Origin of the sequence: Streptomyces sp. NBC_01428 (assembly GCF_036231965.1) — a bacterium.
In the GTDB taxonomy this organism is placed as follows: domain Bacteria; phylum Actinomycetota; class Actinomycetes; order Streptomycetales; family Streptomycetaceae; genus Streptomyces.
In genome coordinates, this window is sequence record NZ_CP109499.1 from 5518100 (window position 1) to 5540530 (window position 22431).

General features: G+C 71.3%; 19 protein-coding genes. 10 read left to right on the forward strand and 9 right to left on the reverse strand.

Annotated features, from left to right (window positions below; all coding sequences use genetic code 11):
- Positions 1–7: 7 nt before the first annotated feature.
- The 4 genes from OG406_RS23975 to OG406_RS23990 all read left to right on the forward strand — a co-directional run bounded on the left by OG406_RS23975 (position 8) and on the right by OG406_RS23990 (position 4249).
- Positions 8–1168, forward strand: a complete 1161-nt coding sequence (locus OG406_RS23975) for a 5-(carboxyamino)imidazole ribonucleotide synthase (RefSeq protein ID WP_164373065.1) — start codon at positions 8–10, stop codon at positions 1166–1168.
- A complete protein-coding gene (gene purE, locus OG406_RS23980) occupies positions 1165–1689 on the forward strand; it encodes a 5-(carboxyamino)imidazole ribonucleotide mutase (protein WP_267051011.1) in 525 nt (174 codons plus the stop codon). Before OG406_RS23975 ends, purE begins: the two co-directional genes overlap by 4 nt.
- A gap of 5 nt (positions 1690–1694) precedes the next feature.
- A complete protein-coding gene (locus OG406_RS23985; protein ID WP_329187678.1) occupies positions 1695–2909 on the forward strand; it encodes a dipeptidase in 1215 nt (404 codons plus the stop codon).
- Positions 2910–3094: 185 nt separating this feature from the next.
- Positions 3095–4249, forward strand: coding sequence for a dipeptidase (locus OG406_RS23990; protein WP_329187679.1), 1155 nt, complete (start codon positions 3095–3097; stop codon positions 4247–4249).
- Positions 4250–4298: 49 nt separating this feature from the next.
- Here OG406_RS23990 and OG406_RS23995 read toward each other — a convergent pair whose 3' ends face one another.
- Together OG406_RS23995 and OG406_RS24000 are read right to left on the reverse strand one after the other, a co-directional pair.
- A complete protein-coding gene (locus OG406_RS23995; protein WP_329187681.1) occupies positions 4299–4706 on the reverse strand; it encodes a VOC family protein in 408 nt (135 codons plus the stop codon).
- 56 nt (positions 4707–4762) lie between these two features.
- Positions 4763–5122: a VOC family protein gene (locus OG406_RS24000; protein ID WP_329187683.1), complete on the reverse strand. Its 360-nt coding sequence runs from the start codon at positions 5120–5122 to the stop codon at positions 4763–4765.
- Positions 5123–5216: 94 nt separating this feature from the next.
- Between OG406_RS24000 and OG406_RS24005 the strand changes: the two genes are divergently transcribed.
- Positions 5217–5801, forward strand: a complete 585-nt coding sequence (locus OG406_RS24005) for a CGNR zinc finger domain-containing protein (RefSeq protein ID WP_329187684.1) — start codon at positions 5217–5219, stop codon at positions 5799–5801.
- A gap of 126 nt (positions 5802–5927) precedes the next feature.
- Here the strand turns inward: OG406_RS24005 and OG406_RS24010 are convergent, their stop codons facing one another.
- Positions 5928–7271, reverse strand: coding sequence for a UDP-glucose dehydrogenase family protein (locus OG406_RS24010; RefSeq protein ID WP_329187685.1), 1344 nt, complete (start codon positions 7269–7271; stop codon positions 5928–5930).
- Between the two features lie 189 nt (positions 7272–7460).
- Between OG406_RS24010 and OG406_RS24015 the strand changes: the two genes are divergently transcribed.
- Positions 7461–8633 carry an acyl-CoA dehydrogenase family protein gene (locus OG406_RS24015; RefSeq protein WP_266848093.1) on the forward strand — a complete coding sequence of 391 codons (1173 nt, stop codon included), beginning with the start codon at positions 7461–7463 and terminating at the stop codon, positions 8631–8633.
- A gap of 102 nt (positions 8634–8735) precedes the next feature.
- Here OG406_RS24015 and OG406_RS24020 read toward each other — a convergent pair whose 3' ends face one another.
- Positions 8736–10031 carry an LCP family protein gene (locus OG406_RS24020; protein ID WP_164373074.1) on the reverse strand — a complete coding sequence of 432 codons (1296 nt, stop codon included), beginning with the start codon at positions 10029–10031 and terminating at the stop codon, positions 8736–8738.
- Positions 10032–10150: 119 nt separating this feature from the next.
- Between OG406_RS24020 and OG406_RS24025 the strand changes: the two genes are divergently transcribed.
- Positions 10151–10702 carry an acyl-CoA thioesterase gene (locus OG406_RS24025; protein ID WP_164373075.1) on the forward strand — a complete coding sequence of 184 codons (552 nt, stop codon included), beginning with the start codon at positions 10151–10153 and terminating at the stop codon, positions 10700–10702.
- Positions 10703–10788: 86 nt separating this feature from the next.
- Here the strand turns inward: OG406_RS24025 and OG406_RS24030 are convergent, their stop codons facing one another.
- Positions 10789–12291, reverse strand: coding sequence for an LCP family protein (locus tag OG406_RS24030; RefSeq protein WP_438829419.1), 1503 nt, complete (start codon positions 12289–12291; stop codon positions 10789–10791).
- 177 nt (positions 12292–12468) lie between these two features.
- Here OG406_RS24030 and OG406_RS24035 point away from each other — a divergent pair, with 177 nt between their 5' ends.
- Entirely contained in the window at positions 12469–13533 is a 1065-nt protein-coding gene (locus tag OG406_RS24035; RefSeq protein WP_329187688.1) for a glycosyltransferase family 2 protein, read from the forward strand.
- Between the two features lie 88 nt (positions 13534–13621).
- Here OG406_RS24035 and OG406_RS24040 read toward each other — a convergent pair whose 3' ends face one another.
- From OG406_RS24040 to OG406_RS24055, 4 genes are all read right to left on the reverse strand, one after another.
- Positions 13622–15355: an LCP family protein gene (locus tag OG406_RS24040; RefSeq protein ID WP_329187690.1), complete on the reverse strand. Its 1734-nt coding sequence runs from the start codon at positions 15353–15355 to the stop codon at positions 13622–13624.
- 125 nt (positions 15356–15480) lie between these two features.
- A complete protein-coding gene (locus OG406_RS24045; RefSeq protein ID WP_329187692.1) occupies positions 15481–17232 on the reverse strand; it encodes an LCP family protein in 1752 nt (583 codons plus the stop codon).
- Between the two features lie 245 nt (positions 17233–17477).
- Positions 17478–18752, reverse strand: a complete 1275-nt coding sequence (locus OG406_RS24050; RefSeq protein WP_164373080.1) for an LCP family protein — start codon at positions 18750–18752, stop codon at positions 17478–17480.
- A 134-nt stretch (positions 18753–18886) separates the two neighbouring features.
- A complete protein-coding gene (locus tag OG406_RS24055) occupies positions 18887–19642 on the reverse strand; it encodes a TIGR03089 family protein (RefSeq protein WP_081217654.1) in 756 nt (251 codons plus the stop codon).
- A gap of 128 nt (positions 19643–19770) precedes the next feature.
- Between OG406_RS24055 and OG406_RS24060 the strand changes: the two genes are divergently transcribed.
- Positions 19771–21129, forward strand: a complete 1359-nt coding sequence (locus tag OG406_RS24060; RefSeq protein ID WP_329187695.1) for a peptidoglycan recognition protein family protein — start codon at positions 19771–19773, stop codon at positions 21127–21129.
- Between the two features lie 187 nt (positions 21130–21316).
- Entirely contained in the window at positions 21317–22399 is a 1083-nt protein-coding gene (locus tag OG406_RS24065; protein WP_164373081.1) for a nucleotidyltransferase family protein, read from the forward strand.
- Positions 22400–22431 lie beyond the last annotated feature (32 nt).

Sequence of the window (22431 nt, forward strand, 5' to 3'; positions counted from 1 at the left end):
TTGGAGCGTGACGTTCCCGGTAGTCGGCATGGTCGGCGGCGGCCAGCTCGCTCGTATGACACACGAGGCGGGCATCCCGCTCGGCATCAAATTCAAGCTCCTCAGTGACACTCCACAGGATTCCGCGGCGCAGGTCGTCGGCGACGTCGTCATCGGCGACTATCGCGACCTCGACACGCTGCGCGACTTCGCGCGGGGCTGTGACGTGATCACCTTCGATCACGAACAGGTCCCCACCGAGCACCTGCGGGCCCTGGAGGCGGACGGCATCCCCGTCCGCCCCGGACCCGACGCGCTCGTGCACGCCCAGGACAAGGGCGTGATGCGCGCGAAGCTCGACGCGATCGGCGTGCCCTGCCCGCGGCACCGCATCGTGACCGACGTGGCGGACGTCGCCGCGTTCGCCGCGGAGGGCCTGCCCGACGGCGCGGGCGGTGACGGATTCCCGGTCATCCTGAAGACCGTCCGCGGCGGCTACGACGGCAAGGGGGTCTGGTTCGTCCGCTCCCTGGAGGACGCCGCCGAACCCTTCCGCGCGGGCGTCCCCGTCCTCGCCGAGGAGAAGGTGGACTTCGTGCGGGAGCTGGCGGCCAACGTCGTCCGCTCCCCGCACGGACAGGCCGTCGCGTATCCCGTCGTCGAGTCCCAGCAGGTCGACGGCGTCTGCGACACGGTCATCGCCCCGGCACCCGGCATCGCCGAGGAGCTGGCCCTCCAGGCGGAGGAGCTGGCCCTGCGCATCGCCAAGGAGCTCGGCGTCGTCGGCCACCTGGCCGTCGAGCTGTTCGAGACCCACGACGGACGCATCCTCGTCAACGAACTGGCGATGCGCCCGCACAACTCGGGCCACTGGACCCAGGACGGCGCGATCACCTCCCAGTTCGCCAACCACGTCCGCGCCGTCCTCGACCTCCCGCTCGGCGACCCGCGCCCCCGCGCGAAGTGGACCGTCATGGCCAACGTCCTCGGCGGCGACTACCCGGACATGTACTCCGCGTACCTGCACTGCATGGCCCGCGACCCCCAGCTCAAGATCCACATGTACGGCAAGGACGTGAAGCCCGGCCGCAAGGTCGGCCACGTCAACACCTATGGCGACGACCTGGACGACGTCCTCGATCGCGCCCGGCACGCAGCCGGCTACCTGAGAGGCACGATCACCGAATGAGCCCAGTAGTAGGCATCGTCATGGGTTCGGACTCCGACTGGCCCGTCATGGAGGCCGCGGCCCAGGCCCTCGACGAGTTCGAGATCCCCTACGAGGTGGACGTCGTCTCCGCGCACCGCATGCCGCGCGAGATGATCGCGTACGGCGAGCAGGCCGCCGAGCGCGGACTCAAGGCGATCATCGCCGGCGCCGGCGGCGCGGCCCACCTGCCGGGCATGCTGGCGTCCGTCACCCCGCTGCCCGTCATCGGGGTGCCCGTCCCGCTCAAGTACCTCGACGGCATGGACTCGCTGCTCTCCATCGTGCAGATGCCGGCCGGCGTGCCCGTCGCGACCGTCTCCGTCGGCGGCGCCCGCAACGCCGGTCTGCTGGCCGCCCGGATCCTCGCCGCCCACGACGAGGAACTCCTCGGCCGGATGCGGGAGTTCCAGCAGGAGCTGAACGACCAGGCCACCGAGAAGGGCAAGCGGCTGCGGTCCAAGGTCGAGAGCGGCACCGGCGGCTTCGGCTTCGGGAAGTGACGCGCATGTCCTCCGAGACCCCCCTGCCCGCCGGCTCCTCGGTCCCCTCCCTCGACCGGGCCCGCGCCCTGCTCGCCGAGTTCCCCGTCGTCGACGGGCACAACGACCTCCCCTGGGCGCTGCGCGAACAGGTCCGCTACGACCTCGGCGCGCGGGACATCGCCACCGACCAGAGCGCCCACCTGCACACGGACCTGGCCCGGCTGCGCGCCGGCGGCGTCGGCGCGCAGTACTGGTCGGTGTACGTCCGCTCCGACCTGCCCGGCGCGGTCACCGCGACCCTCGAACAGATCGACTGCGTACGCCAGTTGATCGATCGCCACCCGGCCGACCTGCGGGCCGCGCTGACCGCCGCGGACATGGAGGCGGCGCGCGCCGAGGGCCGTATCGCCTCCCTCATGGGCGCGGAGGGCGGTCACTCGATCGACAACTCCCTCGCCGTCCTGCGCCAGCTGGCCGCCCTCGGCGTCCGCTACATGACGCTCACCCACAACGACAACATCGCGTGGGCCGACTCCGCGACGGACGTGCCCGCCGGCGGCGGCCTGTCCGCCTTCGGCCGTGAGGTCGTCCGTGAGATGAACCGCGAGGGCATGCTCGTGGACCTCTCGCACGTGGCCGCGACCACCATGCGCGACGCGCTCGACACCTCCGTCGCGCCGGTGATCTTCTCGCACTCCTCGGCCCGCGCCGTGTGCGACCACCCGCGCAACATCCCCGACGACGTGCTGGAGCGGCTCGCCGCCAACGGCGGCGTGGCGATGGTGACGTTCGTGCCGAAGTTCGTCCTCCAGGCCGCCGTCGACTGGACGGCCGCCGCCGACGAGAACATGCGCGCGCACGGCCTGCACCACCTCGACACCACCGCCGAGGGCATGAAGGTCCATCGCGTCTTCGAGGAGGCGAACCCGCGCCCCGTCGCCACGGTGTCCACCGTCGCCGACCACCTCGACCACATGCGCGAGGTCGCCGGCATCGACCACCTCGGCATCGGCGGCGACTACGACGGCACGGCGTTCACCCCGGACGGCCTCGACGACGTCTCCGGCTACCCGAACCTGATCGCCGAGCTGCTGGACCGCGGCTGGTCGGCCAACGACGTCGCCAAGCTGACCTGGCGGAACTCCGTACGCGTGCTGGGCGCGGCGGAGGACGTGGCCCGCGACCTCCAGGCCACCCGCGCCCCGTCGAACGCGACCCTGGAGCAACTGGACGGCTGACGTCCCCCGCTCCACCGAAGGCGCCCGTGCCGCCCGGCCGGGCGCCTTCGGCATGCCCGGGCCGGCACCGCCGCACCCGTGGGGCGTACACGTACCCCCGAACGCCCCACCCACATGGAAGCCCTCCGGGCTCCGTGCCACGGTGGCGGTACTGCGATCACCGCCGTCCACCCCCGGAGCCTGTCATGGCAGACCTGCAGGACGAACTGGCCACCGCCGTCGAGGTGGGAGAGCTCGACCCGCCCGCTGCCTGGCCCGCGTCCGAACCGACGGCCCCCGCGGCCCGCACCCTCGCCGGGACCGGCCCCGGAGCCCCCGAGAACGAACCCGGCGCGGACCCGCTCGCGCGCGCCCGCGCGTTCCTGGCCGGCAACCCCGTCGCCGACGGCTACAGCGGCCTGCCCTGGGCGCTGCGCCACCTGCCCTATTTCGATCTGGAGCTGGGCGAGAGCGCCGTCGACACCGACCTGCCCCGGCTGCGCGAAGGGCACGTGGGCGCCCTGTTCTGGTCACTGCACCTGCCCGAGGGCCTCGCCGGGGACCGCGCGGTCGGCGCCACCATGGAGCAGCTCGACCTGGTCAAGACGGTGGTCCAGGCGCACCCCGAGGGGCTCCGCATGGCGCGCGGCGCCGCCGAGATCGCCGATGCCCGCAACTGCGGCCGCATCGCCGTCGTCCTCGGCCCCGCCGGAGCCGCCGCGCTCGGCGACTCCCTGGGCATCCTGCGCGCCCTGCACACCCTCGGCCTGCGCATCCTCACGCTCACGGGTGTCTCCTGGGCGAGCGAGGCGGGCCTCACCCGCTTCGGCGAGGAGGTGCTGCGCGAGATGAACCGGCTCGGCGTCCTCGCGGACCTCTCCGGCACCTCGGACGCCACCGTCCGCCGCGTCCTCGCGGTGACCAAGGCCCCGGTCCTGTTCACCCGCTCCGCCGCCCGCGCCCTGCGCCCCCACCCGGCGAACCTCCCCGACGAGGTCCTCACCGAACTGGGCGCCGCCAAGGGCCTGTGCCTCGTCCCGCTGACCGCCGAGCAGACCGGCCCCTCCGTACGGGACGTCGCCGACCACCTCGACCACGTCCGCGCGCTCGCGGGCGCGGAGTGCGTCGGCCTCTCCGGCACGTACGACTCGGGCGCGGCCCACCCGCAGGACCTCGCCGACGCCTCCTGCTACCCCCACCTCGTCGCGGAGCTGATCTCCCGCGGCTGGTCCACGTCCGACCTCGCCCTGCTCACCTGGGGCAACGTCCAGCGCGTGCTGCGCAGCGCGGAGTTCACGGGCCGGGCCGCCCAGCAGCGCCGCCCGCCGTCCTGCGCGAGGATCGCCGACCTGGACGGCTGAGGCCCCGGCGGCCGCACCCCGGGCGGGGAACCGCCGGCGGAGCGGTGGGTCAGGGCGTCCCGGGGGCGTCGATCATGCACAGGCAGAACGGGTGCCCGGCCGGATCGGCGAACACCCGGAAGTCCTTCTTTCCGTCCTCGTCGTCCAGGTCGAGCGGACGGGCGCCCAGAGCGAGCACCCGCTCCTGCGCCGCGTCGACGGCCTCCCAGGTCGAACCGGCCTCGAAGTCCAGATGGAACTGCTGCGAGTCCCCGGCGGCACTCGGCCAGCGCGGCGGGACGTGCCCCGGCGCCCGCTGGAAGGCCAGCCGGGGCCCGCCCGGGATCCGCAGGACGACCCAGTCGTCGTCCTCCGCCTGCGGCACACCGCCCGCCACGGCCGCGTAGAAGGCGGCGAGCGCACGGGGATCAGGACAGTCGAGGACGACGTTGCGCAGACGGGCGACGGGCTGTTCCATGACGTGCTCCTCCAGAGGTGAACTCCGCGGGGGCCGGGGCGGCGAGGCAGCCGTGCTCAGCAGGCGCAGAGGCAGAACGGGTGCCCGGCGGGGTCCGCGTACACACGGAACGAGCGGGACCGGTCCTCGGTGTCCAGCGGCCGGGCACCGAGCGCCAGCACGCCCTTCTCCGCGGCGTCCAGGTCCTCGACGGCCAGATCCAGATGGAACTGCTGCGCCCCGTCGGAGCCGGGCCACCGCGGCGCCGTGTACGCGGGCGCGGCCTGGAACGCCAGCCTGCGGCCGCCGGGCAGGTCGAGGTCGACCCAGTCGCCCTCGTTGCGGACCGTGCCGCCGAGCACCTCGGCGTAGAACCCGGCCAGCGCGCGCGGGTCGGGACAGTCCAGGACGACGACGTCGAGCGTGGCGAGAGCCATGACTTCCTCCGTGAGAGTACTGACGGTTACTGGTACATCGACTCAAGAGGTAACGGTTACCCCATACTCCCGCACAGGAGGTAACGTCGCAAGCATGAACGACCGAGCGCCCGCACCCGGCGGCCTCGCCCTGGTCCAGACCCTGGTGAACACCCTGGACCTCGCATCGGGCGCCGACTCCCTGGACACCGCCGACGGTCTCGCCCGCCTCGGCCTCACGCCGGACGAGGTGCCCGGCGCACGCGAACTGCGCGAGTCGCTGCGGGCGGTGTGCCTGGCCCACGCGGGACACCCGGCCCACGCCGCGGTCACCCAGCTCGGCGAACTCCTCGCCCGGGCCCCGCTGCGGCTGACCGTCGACGAGCACGACGGCGGCGCCCGCCTGACCCCCGCCGGGAACGCCGACACCTCCACCGACCCGAACTCCCGGAACTCCCCGGGCTCTTCAGGCTCTTCAGGCTCTTCGGGCTCGTCGGCCGCCCAGGTGCCCCTGCCCTCCCGGATCGCCGTCGCGGTCGCCGAGTCGCTCGTCGAAGGCACCTGGCCGCGGCTCAAGGCCTGCGAGGCCCCGGACTGCCACTGGGCCTACTACGACCGCTCACCGGCGGGACGCGGCCGCTGGTGCTCGATGTCGGTGTGCGGGGCGCGCGCCAAGATGCGCCGCTACCGCGCCAAGTAGCCCCCGGGCAGGGGCCCGAGGGGAGTCGGGCGACCGCCGTCCACCGCACGGCGAAGTGGTGCAGAATGCAACGGACGCCGGTCCGGCCGACTGAGCCTCGGCCGGACCGGCGTCGCCTCGACACCCTCAGGCGGTGGGCCGCCCCATCGCCCGGTACGTCCAGCCGGCCCGGCGCCACACCTCGGGGTCCAGCGCGTTCCGTCCGTCCAGCAGCACCCGGGACGTGACCGCCTCGCCCAGCACCGCCGGGTCCAGCTCGCGGAACTCCCGCCACTCCGTCAGGTGCAGGACCACATCGGCGCCCCGCACGGCCTGCGTCGCGGTGTCGGCGTACCCCAGCGTGGGGAAGAGACGGCGCGCGTTCGCCATGCCCTTCGGGTCGTAGACGGTGACCTGGCCGCCCTGGAGGTGGATCTGCCCGGCGACGTTCAGCGCCGGGGAGTCCCGCACGTCGTCCGAGTCCGGCTTGAAGGTCGCGCCCAGCACGGCGACCCGCTTGCCGAGGAACGAGCCGCCGCCGAGCGCCTCACGCGCCATCTCCACCATCTGACCGCGCCGCCGCATGTTGATGGTGTCGACCTCGCGCAGGAACGTCAGCGCCTGGTCGGCTCCCAGCTCGCCGGCGCGCGCCATGAACGCGCGGATGTCCTTGGGCAGACAGCCGCCCCCGAAGCCGATCCCGGCCCGCAGGAACTTCTTCCCGATCCGGTCGTCGTGCCCTATGGCCTCGGCCAGCTTGGCCACGTCACCGTCGGCGGCCTCGCACACCTCGGCCATCGCGTTGATGAACGAGATCTTCGTGGCGAGGAAGGAGTTCGCGGACGTCTTCACCAGCTCGGCGGTCGGGAAGTCGGTCACCACGAACGGCGACCCCTCGGCAACCGGCGTGACATAGACCTCGCGCAGCAGCTTCTCGGCGCGCTCGCTGCGCACACCCACCACGATCCGGTCGGGGTGCAGGGTGTCGTTCACCGCGAAGCCCTCACGCAGGAACTCGGGGTTCCAGGCGAGCTCGGCGTCCTCCCCGGCGGGCGCCAGCTCCGTGAGCCGCTCCGCCAGCCGCGCCGCCGAACCCACCGGCACGGTGGACTTGCCGACGACCAGCGCGGGACCGTGCAGGTGCGGCGCGAGCGACTCGAAGGCGGAGTCGACGTACGACATGTCGCACGCGTACTCGCCGTGCTTCTGCGGGGTGTTCACGCAGACGAAGTGGATGTCACCGAAGGCCCCGGCCTCGGCCCAGTCCATCGTGAAGCGCAGCCGGCCCGTCGAGCCCTCGATCCCGGCCACGTGCTTGCGCAGCAGCTCCTCCAGACCGGGCTCGTACATCGGGACCTCGCCCCGCTGGAGCATCTCGATCTTCTCGGGCACCACGTCGAGCCCGAGCACCTCGAAGCCGAGCTCGGCCATGGCCGCGGCGTGCGTGGCGCCGAGGTAGCCGGTGCCGATCACGGTGATCTTGAGGGCCATGGGTGCTCCTGGGGTGTGCGGCGTCGGTGCGCGCCCGAGCATAGTCGGGGCTTGGGGGAGCGCTTTCACGGGCAGTTTCCCCCTTGTCGCCAAGCTCACGTATCCCTTGCGTGGGCGGGCCCCTAAAATTTGGGTTACTTAACAGTAGTTAGCGTCGCTGTCACAGCATTCCTTGGAGCGTGAGAGACCTTGGCCGGATCGGCTGATTTCGACCTGTACCGCCCGTCCGAGGAGCACGACATGCTCCGGGACGCGATCCGTTCGCTGGCCGAGGCGAAGATCGCGCCGTTCGCCGCGGCCGTGGACGAGGAGGCCCGCTTCCCGCAGGAGGCGCTGGACGCCCTCGTCGCCAACGACCTGCACGCCGTGCACGTCCCCGAGGAGTACGGCGGCGCGGGCGCCGACGCCCTCGCCACGGTCATCGTGATCGAGGAGGTGGCCCGCGTCTGCGCGTCCTCCTCGCTGATCCCCGCCGTGAACAAGCTCGGCTCGCTGCCGGTGATCCTCTCCGGCTCCGAGGACCTGAAGAAGAAGTACCTGGGCCCGCTCGCCAAGGGCGACGGCATGTTCTCGTACTGCCTCTCCGAGCCGGACGCCGGTTCGGACGCGGCCGGCATGAAGACGAAGGCCGTCCGGGACGGCGACTTCTGGGTCCTCAACGGCGTCAAGCGCTGGATCACCAACGCGGGCGTCTCCGAGTACTACACGGTGATGGCCGTCACCGACCCGACGAAGCGCTCCAAGGGCATCTCCGCCTTCGTGGTGGAGAAGTCCGACGAGGGCGTCTCCTTCGGTGCCCCGGAGCGCAAGCTCGGCATCAAGGGCAGCCCGACCCGCGAGGTCTACCTCGACAACGTGCGCATCCCGGCCGACCGCATGATCGGCGAGGAGGGCACCGGCTTCGCGACCGCCATGAAGACGCTGGACCACACCCGCATCACCATCGCGGCCCAGGCCCTCGGCATCGCCCAGGGCGCCCTCGACTACGCCAAGGGCTACGTCCAGGAGCGCAAGCAGTTCGGCAAGCCGATCGCCGACTTCCAGGGCATCCAGTTCATGCTCGCCGACATGGCCATGAAGATCGAGGCCGCCCGCCAGCTCACGTACGCGGCGGCCGCCACGTCGGAGCGGGTCGCCGCCGGAGGTGGAGAAAGGGGCCTCACCTTCCAGGGCGCGGCGGCCAAGTGCTTCGCCTCGGACGTCGCCATGGAGGTCACCACGGACGCCGTCCAGCTCCTCGGCGGCTACGGCTACACCCGCGACTACCCGGTCGAGCGCATGATGCGCGACGCGAAGATCACGCAGATCTACGAAGGCACGAACCAGGTCCAGCGGATCGTCATGGCCCGCAACCTGCCGTAGTCGGGGAGCGGTCGGCGACGGCCGGCCGACGCGAAAGGTGGGAGGCACCCCCCGAGGGGGCCTCCCACCTTTTCGTTCTGCGTCAGCCGGTCCGGCGCGGGCTCAGTTGCCGGTGACCGTCACCTTGTCGTCGTTCTTGAGCTGGGTCACCAGCTCCTTCACCTTCGTCTTGTCCCAGACGAGGTTGCCGCCCGTGGAGCCGGAGATCGGCATGTTCATCGACTTGCCCTCGCCGCCGGTGACGCCCTTCATGGCCCAGAACATGTCGGCCAGGTCCCACAGGCTCATGTCCTTGTCGACGACCAGGCTGTCGAGGCCGGCGCCCATGGTCGGGTAGAGCTTGAACGGGTTCAGCACCGTCGACGGGGTCGCCACCTGGTGGGCCAGGGCGGCCAGGAACTTCTGCTGGTTCTTGGTGCGCTCCAGGTCGGAGGCGGCGAACGCGTGCCGGGTCCGGACGAACGCCAGGGCCTGCTCGCCGTTCAGCGTCTGCTTGCCCGCCTTGAAGTCGGCGCCCGAGTACTTGTCCTTGAAGCCCTTGTCGAGGTTCATCTCGACACCGCCGACCGCGTCGACGATCTTCGCGAAGCCGCCGAAGCCGATCTCCGTGTAGTGGTCGATGCGCAGGCCGGTGTTGAACTCGACGGTGCGCACGAGCAGTTCGGGGCCGTCCTCGGCGTAGGCCGCGTTCAGCTTCACGTGCCGGCCGGTGCCCTGGTACGTCTTGCCGGAGTCGGAGCCCTTGAACGTGGGGATCTCGACGTCGGAGTCACGCGGCAGCGAGACCAGCGTCGACCCGTTGCTCCCGGTGTGCAGGATCATCATCGAGTCGGTGCGCTTGCCCGCGGCCGAGCCGGTGTGCAGCTTCTTCTTGTCCTCCGCGGACATGCCGGCGCGGCTGTCGGAACCGACGATCAGGTAGTTCGTGCCCTCGCCGGCCTCCGGCCGGTCGATGACCTTGGAGAGATCCACGTCGCGGTGCAGCTTGGAGTCGGCCCAGAAGTACGTGCCGACGGAGACGACGACCAGCAGCGTGACCAGCGTGATCGCCGTCCACTTGATCCGGCGCCGCCAGTTCGGTGCCTGACGCGGACGGCCGGGACCCGGGCCGGGACCCTGCGGACCGCCGGGGCCGCCCGGGGCGCCGTACACGTGCCCCGTGTTGTAGCCGGAGTCGTACCCGTTGTCGTAGCCGTCGTCGTAGCCCTGCCCGTCGACGTACTGAGGCTGCCGGGGCACCCCGCCGCCGTACGGCGGTGCGTCCGGGCCCGGAGCGGGTGCCGACGGTCCACGGCGGACCTGGCGCATGACGCGGGCACCCTCAGGCTGCGAGCCTGCGCTGCCGCGTCCGTAGCGGTTGCCGCCGTTGCCGCGGCTGTCGTCGGGCCAATCGTTCATGCCGACCAGTGTGCAGGGCTCCACCATGTCTCTTACAAGAGAGCCGGGAGATCTGGGTCACGCCTGTTGCAGAGCTGATGCAAAACGACCGTGTGTGCCCCCGGCATAAGGTGGACGTCATGACAGACCTGGCCCCCAACCCGGAATCCGATATTCCGGGCAAGCCGACCTCCGCGTCCCGGACCACCCTGAGCCACATCATGACCCACAACGACACCAACCTCCTGGGCACGGTGCACGGTGGCGTGATCATGAAGCTCGTCGACGACGCGGCGGGCGCGGTGGCCGGGCGGCACTCCGGCGGGCCGGCCGTCACCGCCTCGATGGACGAGATGGCCTTCCTCGAACCGGTCCGCGTGGGCGACCTCGTCCATGTGAAGGCGCAGGTCAACTGGACGGGCCGGACCTCGATGGAGGTGGGCGTCCGGGTCCTCGCCGAGCGCTGGAACGAGTCGACGCCCGCCCAGCAGGTCGGCTCGGCCTACCTGGTCTTCGCCGCCGTCGACGCCGACGGCAAGCCGCGCCGGGTCCCGCAGGTCCTCCCCGAGACCGAGCGCGACGAGCGCCGCTACCAGGAGGCCCAGATCCGCCGCACCCACCGCCTGGCCCGCCGCCGCGCGATCATGGAACTGCGCGAGAAGCGCGCGGCGGAGGGTCTCGACACCCTCTGACATCCCGTGACGGGTGCCACCGGCCTCAGGCCGGGCGACGGACCCGCCGCCCGGCCCTCCGCCCGCTCGTCACGGGCACACCGCTGTCACGGGCACACCACCTGGTCGCCCGTCACCGCGCCGAACTCGCCCTGGGCCGGGTCGTCCGCGCGGACCCGCGTGACCTTCTTGAAGTCCGAGCCGGCGATCACCTTCAGCAGCGGACCCTGTCCGGGGACCGCGCGCAGTTCGGAGCCGGGCAGCGCCGTCGAGAGCGACTTCGCCGAGCGGTCCCAGCGCGGGTCGTACGCGACGACGGTGCGCTGCACGGTCCGGTCCTGGGCGGTGGCGGGCTGGTGCGTGGTACGGAATCCGGTGGCGGCCAGCGCGCTGTCGACCTGCTTGCCGAGGCCCGCCGTGGCGGTCCCGTTCTCCACCTGGACGCGGATCTGCTGGGGGGCCACGTCGACCCGGACCGCCTGCTGTCGCGGGGCCTTGTGCTCCGTGAGCGGCTTGTCCTCGCGCAGCGCCTCGAAGAGCTTCCGCGACTTCTCGGGGTCCCACTTCAGGGTCGAGCCGATGCCCTTGACGACGTACCCCATCTGTCCGATCGGCACGGTCGTGAACTCCGACGAGGACGGCGAGAAGTTCCGCATCGCCCGGCCGAGGTCCAGCAGCTCGTCCGTCCCGAACCCCTTGTCGGCCCGCACCGAGCCCAGCACGGCCCGCGTCACGTCGCGGAACTTCATCGGGTTCAGCAGCACCCCGGACGAGGTGGCCTGGTCGACGAGGGCCGCGAGGAAGCGCTGCTGGCGCTGCATCCGGCCGAGGTCGGAGGAGCCGTCGGCGTGCCGGGACCGGACGAACTGCAGGGCCTGGCCACCGCCCAGCACGTGCGAGCCCGGCGCCAGGTCGAGGCCGGTGTAGCTGTCCTTCAGGGGCTGCACGGTGCAGATCTTCACCCCGCCGAGCACGTCCACCGTCTTCATGAAGCTGGTGAAGTCGACCTCCAGATAGTGGTCGACCTTCACGTGGGTCATGTTCTCGACGGTCCGCACGGTCAGGGTCGGGCCGCCCTCCGCGTACGCCGCGTTCAGCTTGATGGGGTGCGGCTCGTGCCGCTTGCCGGAGACGGCGTCGGTGTGCGCGGGCGTCTCGGCGTACGAGTCGCGCGGCAGGCTGACGACACTGGCGCGCTCCCGGTCCTCCGAGATGTGCACGATCATGATCGTGTCGGTGCAGTGGCAGGGCGCGCCGCCGAGCCGGTACTTCCGCCGCTCCGCCTCGGTGATCTTGTCCCGGCCGTCGGTGCCGACGAGGAGCACGTTCATGCCGTTCCCGGCCTCGGGCCGGTTCTTCATGTCCTTGAAGGGGTCGACCCGGGCGATGTCCGCGTCCAGGCTGGTCACCACCGCGTGCCCGATGCCCGCCGACGCGAGGACCACCACGGAGACGGTCGTCACCGCCCGCATGGCCCAGCGTGGCTTCTTGCGCCGTACGGGGCGCACGGGGCGTGTGGGGCGGCCGTCGGACCGGGCTGCCGGTCGGCGTGCGGGAGACGGCTGCGAGGGGCGCTGAGGGCGTGCGGGGGAGCGGGGCGGCGTGGGCAAGGGGGGACACCTCCGCGAGGCTGGACGGGGGAGGGACGCGTTCCGCGAGGCCGGACGGGGCCGCGTACCGCTGGGCGTGGGGATCCGTGTGAACGGTAGGCCCATACGATCTGCGGCCCGGTCCCTGGGCCGGGCGGCGCGCGCCCGTGTCCCCCGTTCGCGGTAACGTGACGCCCGATGAGCGAGAAGTCTGACGTGCGGTCTCCCGCCGTTTCTGTGATCATGCCCGTCCTCGACGAGGAGCGGCATCTGCGCGGGGCCGTCCAGGCGATCCTGGCGCAGCGGTACGACGGCGAGATGGAGGTCGTGATCGCCCTCGGTCCCTCGACGGACCGGACGGACGAGATCGCGGCCGGCCTCGTGCGTGAGGACCCGAGGGTGCACACCGTGCCGAACCCGACCGGGCGCACGCCCGCGGCGCTGAACGCCGCGATCAAGGCGTCCCGGCATCCCGTCGTCGTGCGGGTCGACGGCCACGGCATCCTCTCCCCGAACTACATCGCCACCGCCGTACGCCTCCTGGAGGAGACCGGCGCGCAGAACGTCGGCGGCGTCATGCACGCCGAGGGCGAGAACGACTGGGAGCACGCCGTCGCCGCGGCCATGACGTCGAAGATCGGGGTGGGCAACGCCGCCTTCCACACGGGCGGCGACGCGGCTCCGGCCGAGACCGTGTACCTCGGGGTGTTCCGGCGCGAGGCGCTGGAGCAACAGGGCGGTTACAACGAGGAGTTCATCCGCGCCCAGGACTGGGAGCTGAACTTCCGCATCCGGGAGGCGGGCGGCCTGATCTGGTTCTCGCCCGAGCTGCGGGTGTCGTACCGGCCGCGGCCGAGCGTGAGGGCGCTGGCCAAGCAGTACAAGGACTACGGCCGCTGGCGGCACGTCGTCGCCCGCTACCACGAGGGCTCCATCAACCTGCGCTACCTCGCCCCGCCGACCGCGGTGTGCGCGATCGCGGCGGGCGTCGTCGTCGGAGCGGCGCTGACCCCGTGGGGCTTCGTCGTCCCGGCCGGCTACCTCGCGGCCATCGCGCTCGGTTCGCTGCCCGCGGGCAAGGGGCTCCCGGTGAAGGCCCGCCTGCAGATCCCCGTCGCCCTGGCGACGATGCACATGTCGTGGGGCTGGGGCTTCCTCACCAGCCCGAAGGCGCTGGCCCGGAAGGTCGTCGCGTCCCGGCGTCCGGCGGTGCTCGGCGGTGCGGCCGAGCCCTCGACGGCGCCGGCCACCAGCTCCGACTGACCTGTCCCGCACACGCGTCGGGCCCCTCTCTGCATGGAGAGGGGCCCGACGCGTGTCGTGCGGCCGCCGGCTGGGTCCGGCGCCGCTCCTACCAGGTGTAGTCCGGGTCGACGTGCATGCACGCGCCGGTGTCCGAGCCCTTGTCGAGCTTGGCCGAGGACGGTGTCGAGTCGTCGTCCTTCGGGGCCTTGTACTTCGTGCCGTCCCGCCAGTCCGCCCCGACGACCAGGGTGACCCCGGAGACGTCGGCGGACTTCTCCACCGCGCTCGACGGAACGCCGAGGGCCTTGGCGACGCGCAGGGCGTCACCCTCCAGGTCGGCGCTCGGGTAGCGGATCAGCGTGGTGTCCTCGGCGGTCGCCGTCGTCTGGTCGGCGGTGGTCCGCGTGAAACCCTTGCCCGTGAGCAGCGCGCTCACCGTGCTGGCCCGCCCGCCGACCGGCGCCAGCGTGTCGGTACGGGTGCCGTTCTGCACCTGCACGGCGATCTGGTCGTCCGCCGCGGCCGGGTCCTTCGACGTGCGCTCCTTGGCCTTCTTCTTCCCGACGCCGTCCAGCGCGATGTCCTCGCGCAGCAGCCGCCAGACCTTGTCGGCGTCGGTCGGCTTGGGGAGCACGCGGTTGCCGTCGGAGGAGTACACCCACGGCATCGTGGTCATGTTGATGCGGTCCGTCGGGACCTTCTTCAGTTCTTTGCTGAGGTCGTAGAGCTTGGTGACCGAACCGAGCCCGTCGTCGACGGTCAGGGCGTCGGTGGCGGTCTCGGCGAGGTTCTTCAGCTTGCCCGGGTTGCTCAGCGTGGCGTTGTCCCGCAGCTGGCGCACCATCGAGTTCATGTACTGGTGCTGGGCCTTGGTGCGGCCTATGTCGCTGCCGTCCTCGAAGCCGTAGCGGGTGCGCAGCCACTCCAGGGCCTGCTTGCCCTGGACGGACGTCGTGCCCTTCTCGAGCTTCAGGCCGGAGCCGTGGCCGTTGGAGGTGTGGGAGTAGATGTTGGCGTCCACGCACACCGGGACGCCGCCGATGGCGTCGGCCATCGACACCACTCCGGCGAAGTCGACCATGATGAAGTGGTCGATGTGGATGTCGGTGAGCTTCTCCCATGTGGCGACCGTGCACCCGGGGCCCCCGCGGCCCAGAGAGTCGTTCGTCATGGTGAGTGATGTGCTCGCGGCGTACGTCTTGTCGGTGTGGGGGTCGGTGCACTCGGGGATCTGGAGCAGCGTGTCCCGGGGCATGCTCACGACCGACATGTTGGTGCGGTCCGCCGACAGGTGCAGCAGCATCTGGACGTCGGCGCGCGGCGCCGAGTTGAAGGTGTCCTTCGCGCCGCCGAGCTTCTGGTCCTCTTTGGAGTTGCGGCCGTCGGAACCGATCAGAAGGATGTTCAGCGGCGTCTGACCCGCGGCGTTCGGCTTCGGCGCCGGTGCCCGGTTCTTGTCGTCGCCGATGTTCAGGTCGTCCTTCTTGATGTTGGCGTTCAGATGCCGGTAGTAGAGATAGCCCGCGCCGGCGGTGCCGAGTATCAGCAGCGCCAGGACCATCGCCGACCAGCGGAGTATGCGGCGTCTGCGCCGGGGGCGTCCGCCGCCGCCGTGCCGTCGTCCGCCCCGGCCCCCGCCGCCGCGGTCCTGTTTCCGCGGTGCGGCCGACGTGTCGTCGTCGGCCTGCCCGGACGTGTCCCCCGCGGCCGGCCCGCGGTCGGAGCCGGCCGTACGAACGGGCTCGCCGCCCTCCTCGTACAGGTTCTCGTCCCAGCCCAGTTCGCCGGTCCGCCGGACACGTGGTCGTGCACTCTCCCCACGCACACTGCTCTGCGCCATCTCCCCAGCCCCTCCCACCCCTGCGCCTGACAAACGGATCCGTCGCGCGTCCGGCCGGACGCGTAGAACGTCCGGCCGGCCGGTCTCTCGCGTCCTGTAGGACGCTTCTCGGACCCGTTAGGTCATCACTTGGCGCACACCGTCTTGTCCGCCGTGGACTTGTCCACGTCAGGCGCCTTCGTGGAAGCCGTCAGCGGCACCCCGGCGCCCTTGAAGTCCTTGCCCAGGGTCAGCACGATCGCCGGCAGCCCCTGAGCGTTCTTCTCGCTCTTGCCCGGCTTCATCGCCGAAGCGGGCAGCCCCATGAGGTCCGCCAGCTTGCGTGCCTGGTCGGCCTGGTCGGGAGAGTACTCCAGGCTCGTCTTGTCGAGTGTTTCGTCGGCGTTTCCGAGCTGGCTGGACTTGAGCACGCCCTCAGTGTTCTGCAGCCAGTTGAGAGTTTCCTGTGCGGAGCCGGCCTCGGCGCCGCCGTTGTAGATGTCGACGCGGATGTCGGAGGCGGACGAGCGGGAGCCCTTGAGGCGGGCGGCGACCTCCGCCTTCTCCTTCTTCGCCTTCTGCTTCACGGCGGTGAAGGAGACGTCGTTCTTGATGGCGTCGAAGACCGGCTGGGACGTCGTCGGGTTGACGATCACGGTCTTGTGGATCACGCCGTCGGCGGGGTTGTCGATCACCGGCACCGTCGTGAAGGTGATGTTCTTCGGCGGCACCTTCTTCAGCTCCAGGGCCATGTCCTTGAGCGTGGTGACCTTGGCGATGCCGGTGTCCACGGTGAGCGCCTTGGTGGCCGCCTCGGCCAGATCGATGAGCTTCTTCGGATTGGTGAGGGTGTTGCTCGAACTCATCTTGCGCATCAGCGAGGCCATGAACTGCTGCTGCACCTTGATGCGGTCGAGGTCGCCCTGGTTGCCGAAGCTGTGCCGGGTGCGCACGAACGCGAGGGCCTGCTCGCCCTCGATGGTGTGCTTGCCGGCGGAGAGCTTGAGGTGCGAGTCCGGGTCGTCGACGTCCTTGGCGAGACAGACCTCCACACCGCCCACCGCGCTGGTGAGGGTCTTCACCGCGTTGAAGTCGACCATCGCGAAGTGGTCCACGGAGATGCCGGTGACGGCCTTCACCGTGTCCATCGTGCAGCCGGGGTTGCGGTCCTCCTGCCCGAGGCTCGTGTTGAAGCGGACGTTCCGAGTCGGCTGGATGACCTTCTCGGTGCCGTCGTCCAGCTTCGTCCTGCACTCGGGGATGTCGACGATGAGGTCGCGCGGGATGCTCATCGCGGTCGCGTTCGTCCGGTCCTTGGAGACGTGCAACAGGATGTTCGTGTCCGCGTGCCCGACGCTGTTCTTGTCGCCGTAGCCCTCGTTGCCCTTACCGGTCCGCTTGTCGGTGCCGATGATGAGGATGTTGAAGGCCTCGTCCTTGCTGAAGCCGTCCTTGCCGGAGTCGCCGATGTCCGTCGAGTTGACGTTGCCCTCGAGGTGCTTGAGGTAGGCGTACGCGGCTCCGGAGGCGGCGATCAGCACGAAGGCCATCGTGCCGCCGGTCCACAGCAGGACCTTCTTCGCCTTCGACTTCTTCTTCGGCTTGGTGCGTCCGCGCCGTCGCCCCGGCTCGGGCTCCGGCGGTTCGCCACGGCGTCGCCGCGGCCCGGGCACGTCGGTGCCCGGCGCCTCACGTTCCCGACCCGGCGCCGCGCGGTCCCGGCCCGGTTCGGTCCGGGTGCGTGCCTGCGAAGGGGGCGTACCCCTGCGCGGGCGCGGCACTCCCGACTGCGCTCCGGAAGGGGTCAGTCGCAGTTCGTATTCGCCGGTGTTCGGGTTGAGCACCCACTGGTCTGCGGGATCGATGTTGTCCGCCCGCCCACGGCCTTGCGCGTCCACGGTTGTCTGAATCCTCCGTCGGGGCCACGCGGCGCCTTTCCCCCTCAAAAGGCGCTCGGGTCTCGGTCAGCGATGCGCGACCCACGAGGATGAACCTCGTGGCCGGGTGCACCGGGTCGCTCACACTATCCGCCCAGTTCAGCGTCGAGCCACGACCGTGACAAATTCAACGTCCCTACAACCGGGCAATCCGCCCTATTTCTCAGAGAGTTCTTAGCTCAGCTGTTCCCGCCTTGGCGCACGCTTTACCCGCAGGCGTCCTCGGCCGCAGTGTTACCCCGGAAAGTCGGCGCAGGATCAGGCGTTCCTGTAAGGGCACCGGGAAGCAACAGCATCGACCTACCGTCGCTGTTCGACTGCGCCGGGTGACGGGAGAGGGAGTTCTCGTACGGAGTTGCGGAATGCGGGGGCGGCCCCTCGGAGGCCTTCTCGGCGGACTCCTTCGTGACCGTCACGGGCTCGTCCGTGCGCAGCCGTTCGAAGAGCTGGGTCGCCTCGGGCTCCACGAGCTGGTCGCGGTTGGCGTTCAGGGCGTACGCCGTCCGCGGCACCGTCAGGAACTGCACGCTCTGCGTGGGGATGTTCCGCATGCCGCGCACCAGGTCGTACAGGCCGCGCAGGCTCGCGAGGCCCGGGTCGGTGGTGAGCGACGAGGTGGCCGCGTCCAGGACCGGATACAGCTTGGCCGGGTTCAGCAGGACGTCGTTGCTGCGCACCTTGTTGACGAGCGCGCCGAGGAACCGCTGCTGGCGGTCCATGCGGTCGGTGTCGCTGCCGTCGCCGATGGTCTTGCGGGCGCGGACGTAGCCCAGCGCCTGCTCGCCGTCGAGCACGACCTTGCCCGCGGGCAGCCGCAGCTTCGCGGCCTTGTCGTCGATGGGCTCCTTCAGGCACACCTCGACGCCGTCCACCGCGTCGACCATGTCCTTGAAGCCGTGGAAGTCCACCACCATGTGATGGTCGACGCGGATGTTCGTGAGTTTCTCGACGGTCCGGATCGTGCACGCCGAACCACCCACCTGGAACGCGTAGTTGAACATCGCGAACATGGGCTCGGTACGGGTGCCGTCCGGGCGCCGGCAGCCCGGCACGTCCACCATCAGGTCGCGGGGCAGGGACATGGCGGTCGCGGTGCGCCGGTCGGCCGCGAGGTGCAGCAGGATCGTGGTGTCGGACCGCTCCGTCCCCGAGTCGCGGCCGTACTTCTTGTTGCCGGCGCCCGACCGCGAGTCCGAGCCGATCATGAGGATGTTCTGCGCGCCGCGCACCAGCGCGGTGGGCCGTTCCTTCTCGTACCGGGCGAGCTCGGCCGCCGCGTCGTCGTCGGCCGTGATGTTCCCGTTCAGCTTCTCGTAGACGACCCAGCCGGCTATCCCCGCGCCGAGCACCACCACGGCCACGCCGATCGCGGTGTAGCGCAGCCAGCGCCTGCGCCGGCGGGTCAGCCCGGCCCCGGTGGGCGACGCTCCCGGCACCGGCCCCTCCGGACGTCCGGAGGGAGTGCCTTCGGAGTCGGTCACGTCGGAATCCACCACCCCTCCTGGTGTACGAGCGCGTCTTGCTCCTACGACCATGTCCTGAAGTGGCTGGTGAGGGGGGCCGGTGATGGGCCGAACGGGCTACGGCCCCGGGTCCCCGGGGCCGTGCGCACCGGTCAGCGGGCCGTCGCCGTGACGCGCTCGCTCTCGATCCGCTGTGCGAGGCGGTCGTCCCCCAGCTGGTCGAGGTGGCGGCACAGCACCACCGAGCCGCCGGTGGCGAGCGGCGCGTAGAGGCCCGCGGACAGCCCCTCCCAGGTGTCGTACGGGAGCGCCGACAGGATCCGTGAGCCGGGTCCCGTCAGATCCAGTCCGGGAGCGTCGGAGCGGGCCTGCTCGACGACCTCCGCGCCCGTCCAGGCGGCTCCCGCGACGATCAGCGCCGGCTCCTCGGGGTCCACCGGCGCGTACGGCGCGAACCGGTCGCCCTGGCTCGGGACCTCCACCGCGTAGTCGGCGTACCCCGCGGGCGGGGCCGGGAAGCGGCGGCCGAGCGGGGCGAGGGACAGCGCGATCCGCTCGCCGGAGCAGGCGAGGCCGTCCTCGAACCGGCCCGGTCCGGCGACGACGTGGTCCGCCGCGGCCGGGTCGCCCCCGAGGTCCGCGACGACACCCACCGACGAGCAGGCGAGCAGCCACACGGCCGTCTGCCAGTGCGCGGGCAGCAGCAGCGCGACGCGCTCGCCGGGTTCGGCGGACAGTTCGCCCTGCAGCAGGTTGGCCGTCTTGGCCACCCAATTGGCGAAGGTGGCCACGGACAATTCGACGCGTTCGCCCGTCGCGTCGTCGTAGAAGGTCACCAGGGGGCGCGCCGGATCCGTGGAGAGCGCGGATCGCAGCAGGTCGGCGGGGGTGCGGTCGGTGGCGTTCACGCGGGCAAGCGTACGCGGGGACGCCACGCGGCAGCGGCGGCGCGAGCCACCGGTTCGGCGGAGCGCGTCCGACGGTCCGTCAATTCCGGGATGGACAGATATGTATGACTATGTCCAAGATCAGGGGCATGCGTGGATTCCTTGCTTCCTCGGTCGGCGTCACCTGCGCGGCCGCTCTCGCCCTTCCGCTCGCCCTGCCCGCCCCGGCACAGGCGGGGCCGTCGGCGCTGACGTCCGAGACCTCCGTCCCCGGCAGCACCCAGTCCCTGCCCCTCGTCCCCCTCTCCGGCGACCGCGCCCTCGGGGCCGCCGCACCCGAACAGGGCCTCGGCCGCCGGGACGCCCAGCCCTTCTCCCTGGTCGGCGTCATCTGGGACGATCCGAGCAGTGAGCTGCGCGGCCGTGTCCAGGTCCGCACCCGGGCCGCCGGCACCGGCCACTGGTCGGGCTGGCAGGCCGTCGACACCCACAACCACGAGCACGGCGCCGACCCCGACACCGCCGAGGGCGCCTCGCGGCGCGTGCGCGGCGCCACCGCTCCCCTGTGGGTCGGCGCCTCGGACGGCGTCGAGGTCCGCGTCGACGCGGACCGGACGACACCCGGGGACGAAGAGGGGGGCGAGCGTGCGGTCTCGGACACCCCGCTCCCCAGAGGCCTGCACCTCGAACTGATCGACCCCGGCGGACCCCCGGGGCGCGCGGACGCCCGCACGGCCGGCCGGGCAGGGGGCGCGCATCCCGCCACGCGCGCCGGAAGCGTACGCGCGGGCGCCTCGGACGGGGTCCCGGCTGCCGACGACACCGAGATCGGCGCGCTCACCCAGGCGGAGACGGAGCGCGAGTACCTCTCCGCGGACTCCGCCGTACAGCGCGTGAAGCCGTACATCGGCGCACGCCCGCGCATCATCACCCGCAAGGGCTGGGGCGCGAACGAGAAGCTGCGCGAGCGCGGCTTCGTCTACACGAAGAAGGTCAAGGCGGCCTTCGTGCACCACACCGCGTCGGGCAACAACTACAGCTGCTCCCAGGTGCCTTCGGTCATCCGCAGTATCTACCGCTACCACGTGGTGAGCAGCGGCTGGCGTGACATCGGCTACAACTTCCTCGTCGACAAGTGCGGAAACATCTACGAAGGCCGGGCCGGGGGCGTCGCCAAGGCGGTCCTCGGCGCCCACACCCTCGGGTTCAACAGCAACAGCATGGGGATCGCCGTCCTCGGCACCTTCCAGAACACGAAGCCGACCGACGCCTCGCTCAAGGCCATCGCCCGTCTGACCGCGTGGAAGCTGGGCCTCTACGGTGGCAATCCGCGTGGCAAGACATACCTGAAGTCGGGCGGTGGCAATCTCTACCGAAAGGGAAAGAACGTACGACTGAATGTGATCTCCGGCCATCGGGACGGGTTCGCCACGGAGTGCCCCGGACGGCTGCTCTACGGCAAGCTCGGCTCGGCACGGAAGACGGCGGCCCGCTACCAGGGCCGGTAGGCAGGGCCCGGAACCGGCAGCGCCGGCACCGCCCGGCCGGCCGGGGCCGGGCGGGGATCACCTGACGTCACGAGCACGGCCCCTCGACGGAGACCGCACGGCCATCGAAGGCGCCATCGAACAGTCTGCATACACTGGCCGGCCGGAACACAGTTCGGCCGGTCCCGGCAGGAAGCAGAGACGACAGGTGACAGAAGCGATCCTCCTGGTCGGCGGCAGAGGCACCCGGCTGCGCCCCCTCACGGTGCACACGCCCAAGCCGATGGTGCCCGCGGCCGGAGTCCCCTTCCTGACGCACCAGCTGGCGCGGGCCCGCGCGGCGGGCGTCGAGCACATCGTGCTGGCGACGTCCTACCTCGCCGAGGTCTTCGAGCCGTACTTCGGCGACGGCTCCTCGCTGGGCCTCCACCTCGAGTACGTCACGGAGGAGGAGCCGCTCGGCACCGGCGGCGCCATCCGCAACGTGGCGTCCCGGCTCCACTCCGGCCCCGACGAACCCGTCCTGATCTTCAACGGCGACATCCTCACCGGGCTGGACATCCCGGCCCTGGTCTCGACCCACGAGACGACCGGCGCGGACGTGTCCCTGCACCTCACCCGGGTCGAGGACCCGCGCGCGTTCGGGCTCGTCCCCACGGACTCCACCGGCCGCGTCACCGCGTTCCTCGAGAAGCCGCAGACACCCGAGGAGATCGTCACCGACCAGATCAACGCGGGGGCGTACGTCTTCCGCCGCTCGGTCATCGACACCATCCCCGAGGGCCGTCCCGTCTCGGTCGAGCGCGAGACCTTCCCGGAGCTCCTGGCCACCGGCGCCCACCTCCAGGGCATGGTGGACTCCACGTACTGGCTGGACCTGGGCACCCCGCAGGCCTTCGTCCGCGGCTCCGCCGACCTCGTCCTCGGCCGCGCGCCCTCCCCGGCGGTCCCCGGCCGCTGCGGCGACCGTCTGGTCCTGCCCACGGCCACGGTCGCGCCCGACGCCAAGCTCACCGGCGGCACGGTCGTCTGCGAGGGCGCCCGGATCGGTGAGGGCGCCCGGATCTCCGGCAGCACGATCCTCGCCGGAGCGGTCGTCGAGCCGGGCGCGGTCGTCACCGACTCCCTCGTCGGCCTCGGCGCCCGCATCGGCGAACGCACGATCCTCACGGGCGCGGTCATCGGCGACGGCGCGACCGTCGGCCCCGACAACGAACTCCGCGACGGAGTCCGCATCTGGTGCGACGCCCACATCCCGGCGGGAGCGCTCCGCTTCTCGTCGGACCAGTAGCCGACCGACCACACCGCCCGGAGGGGCCCACC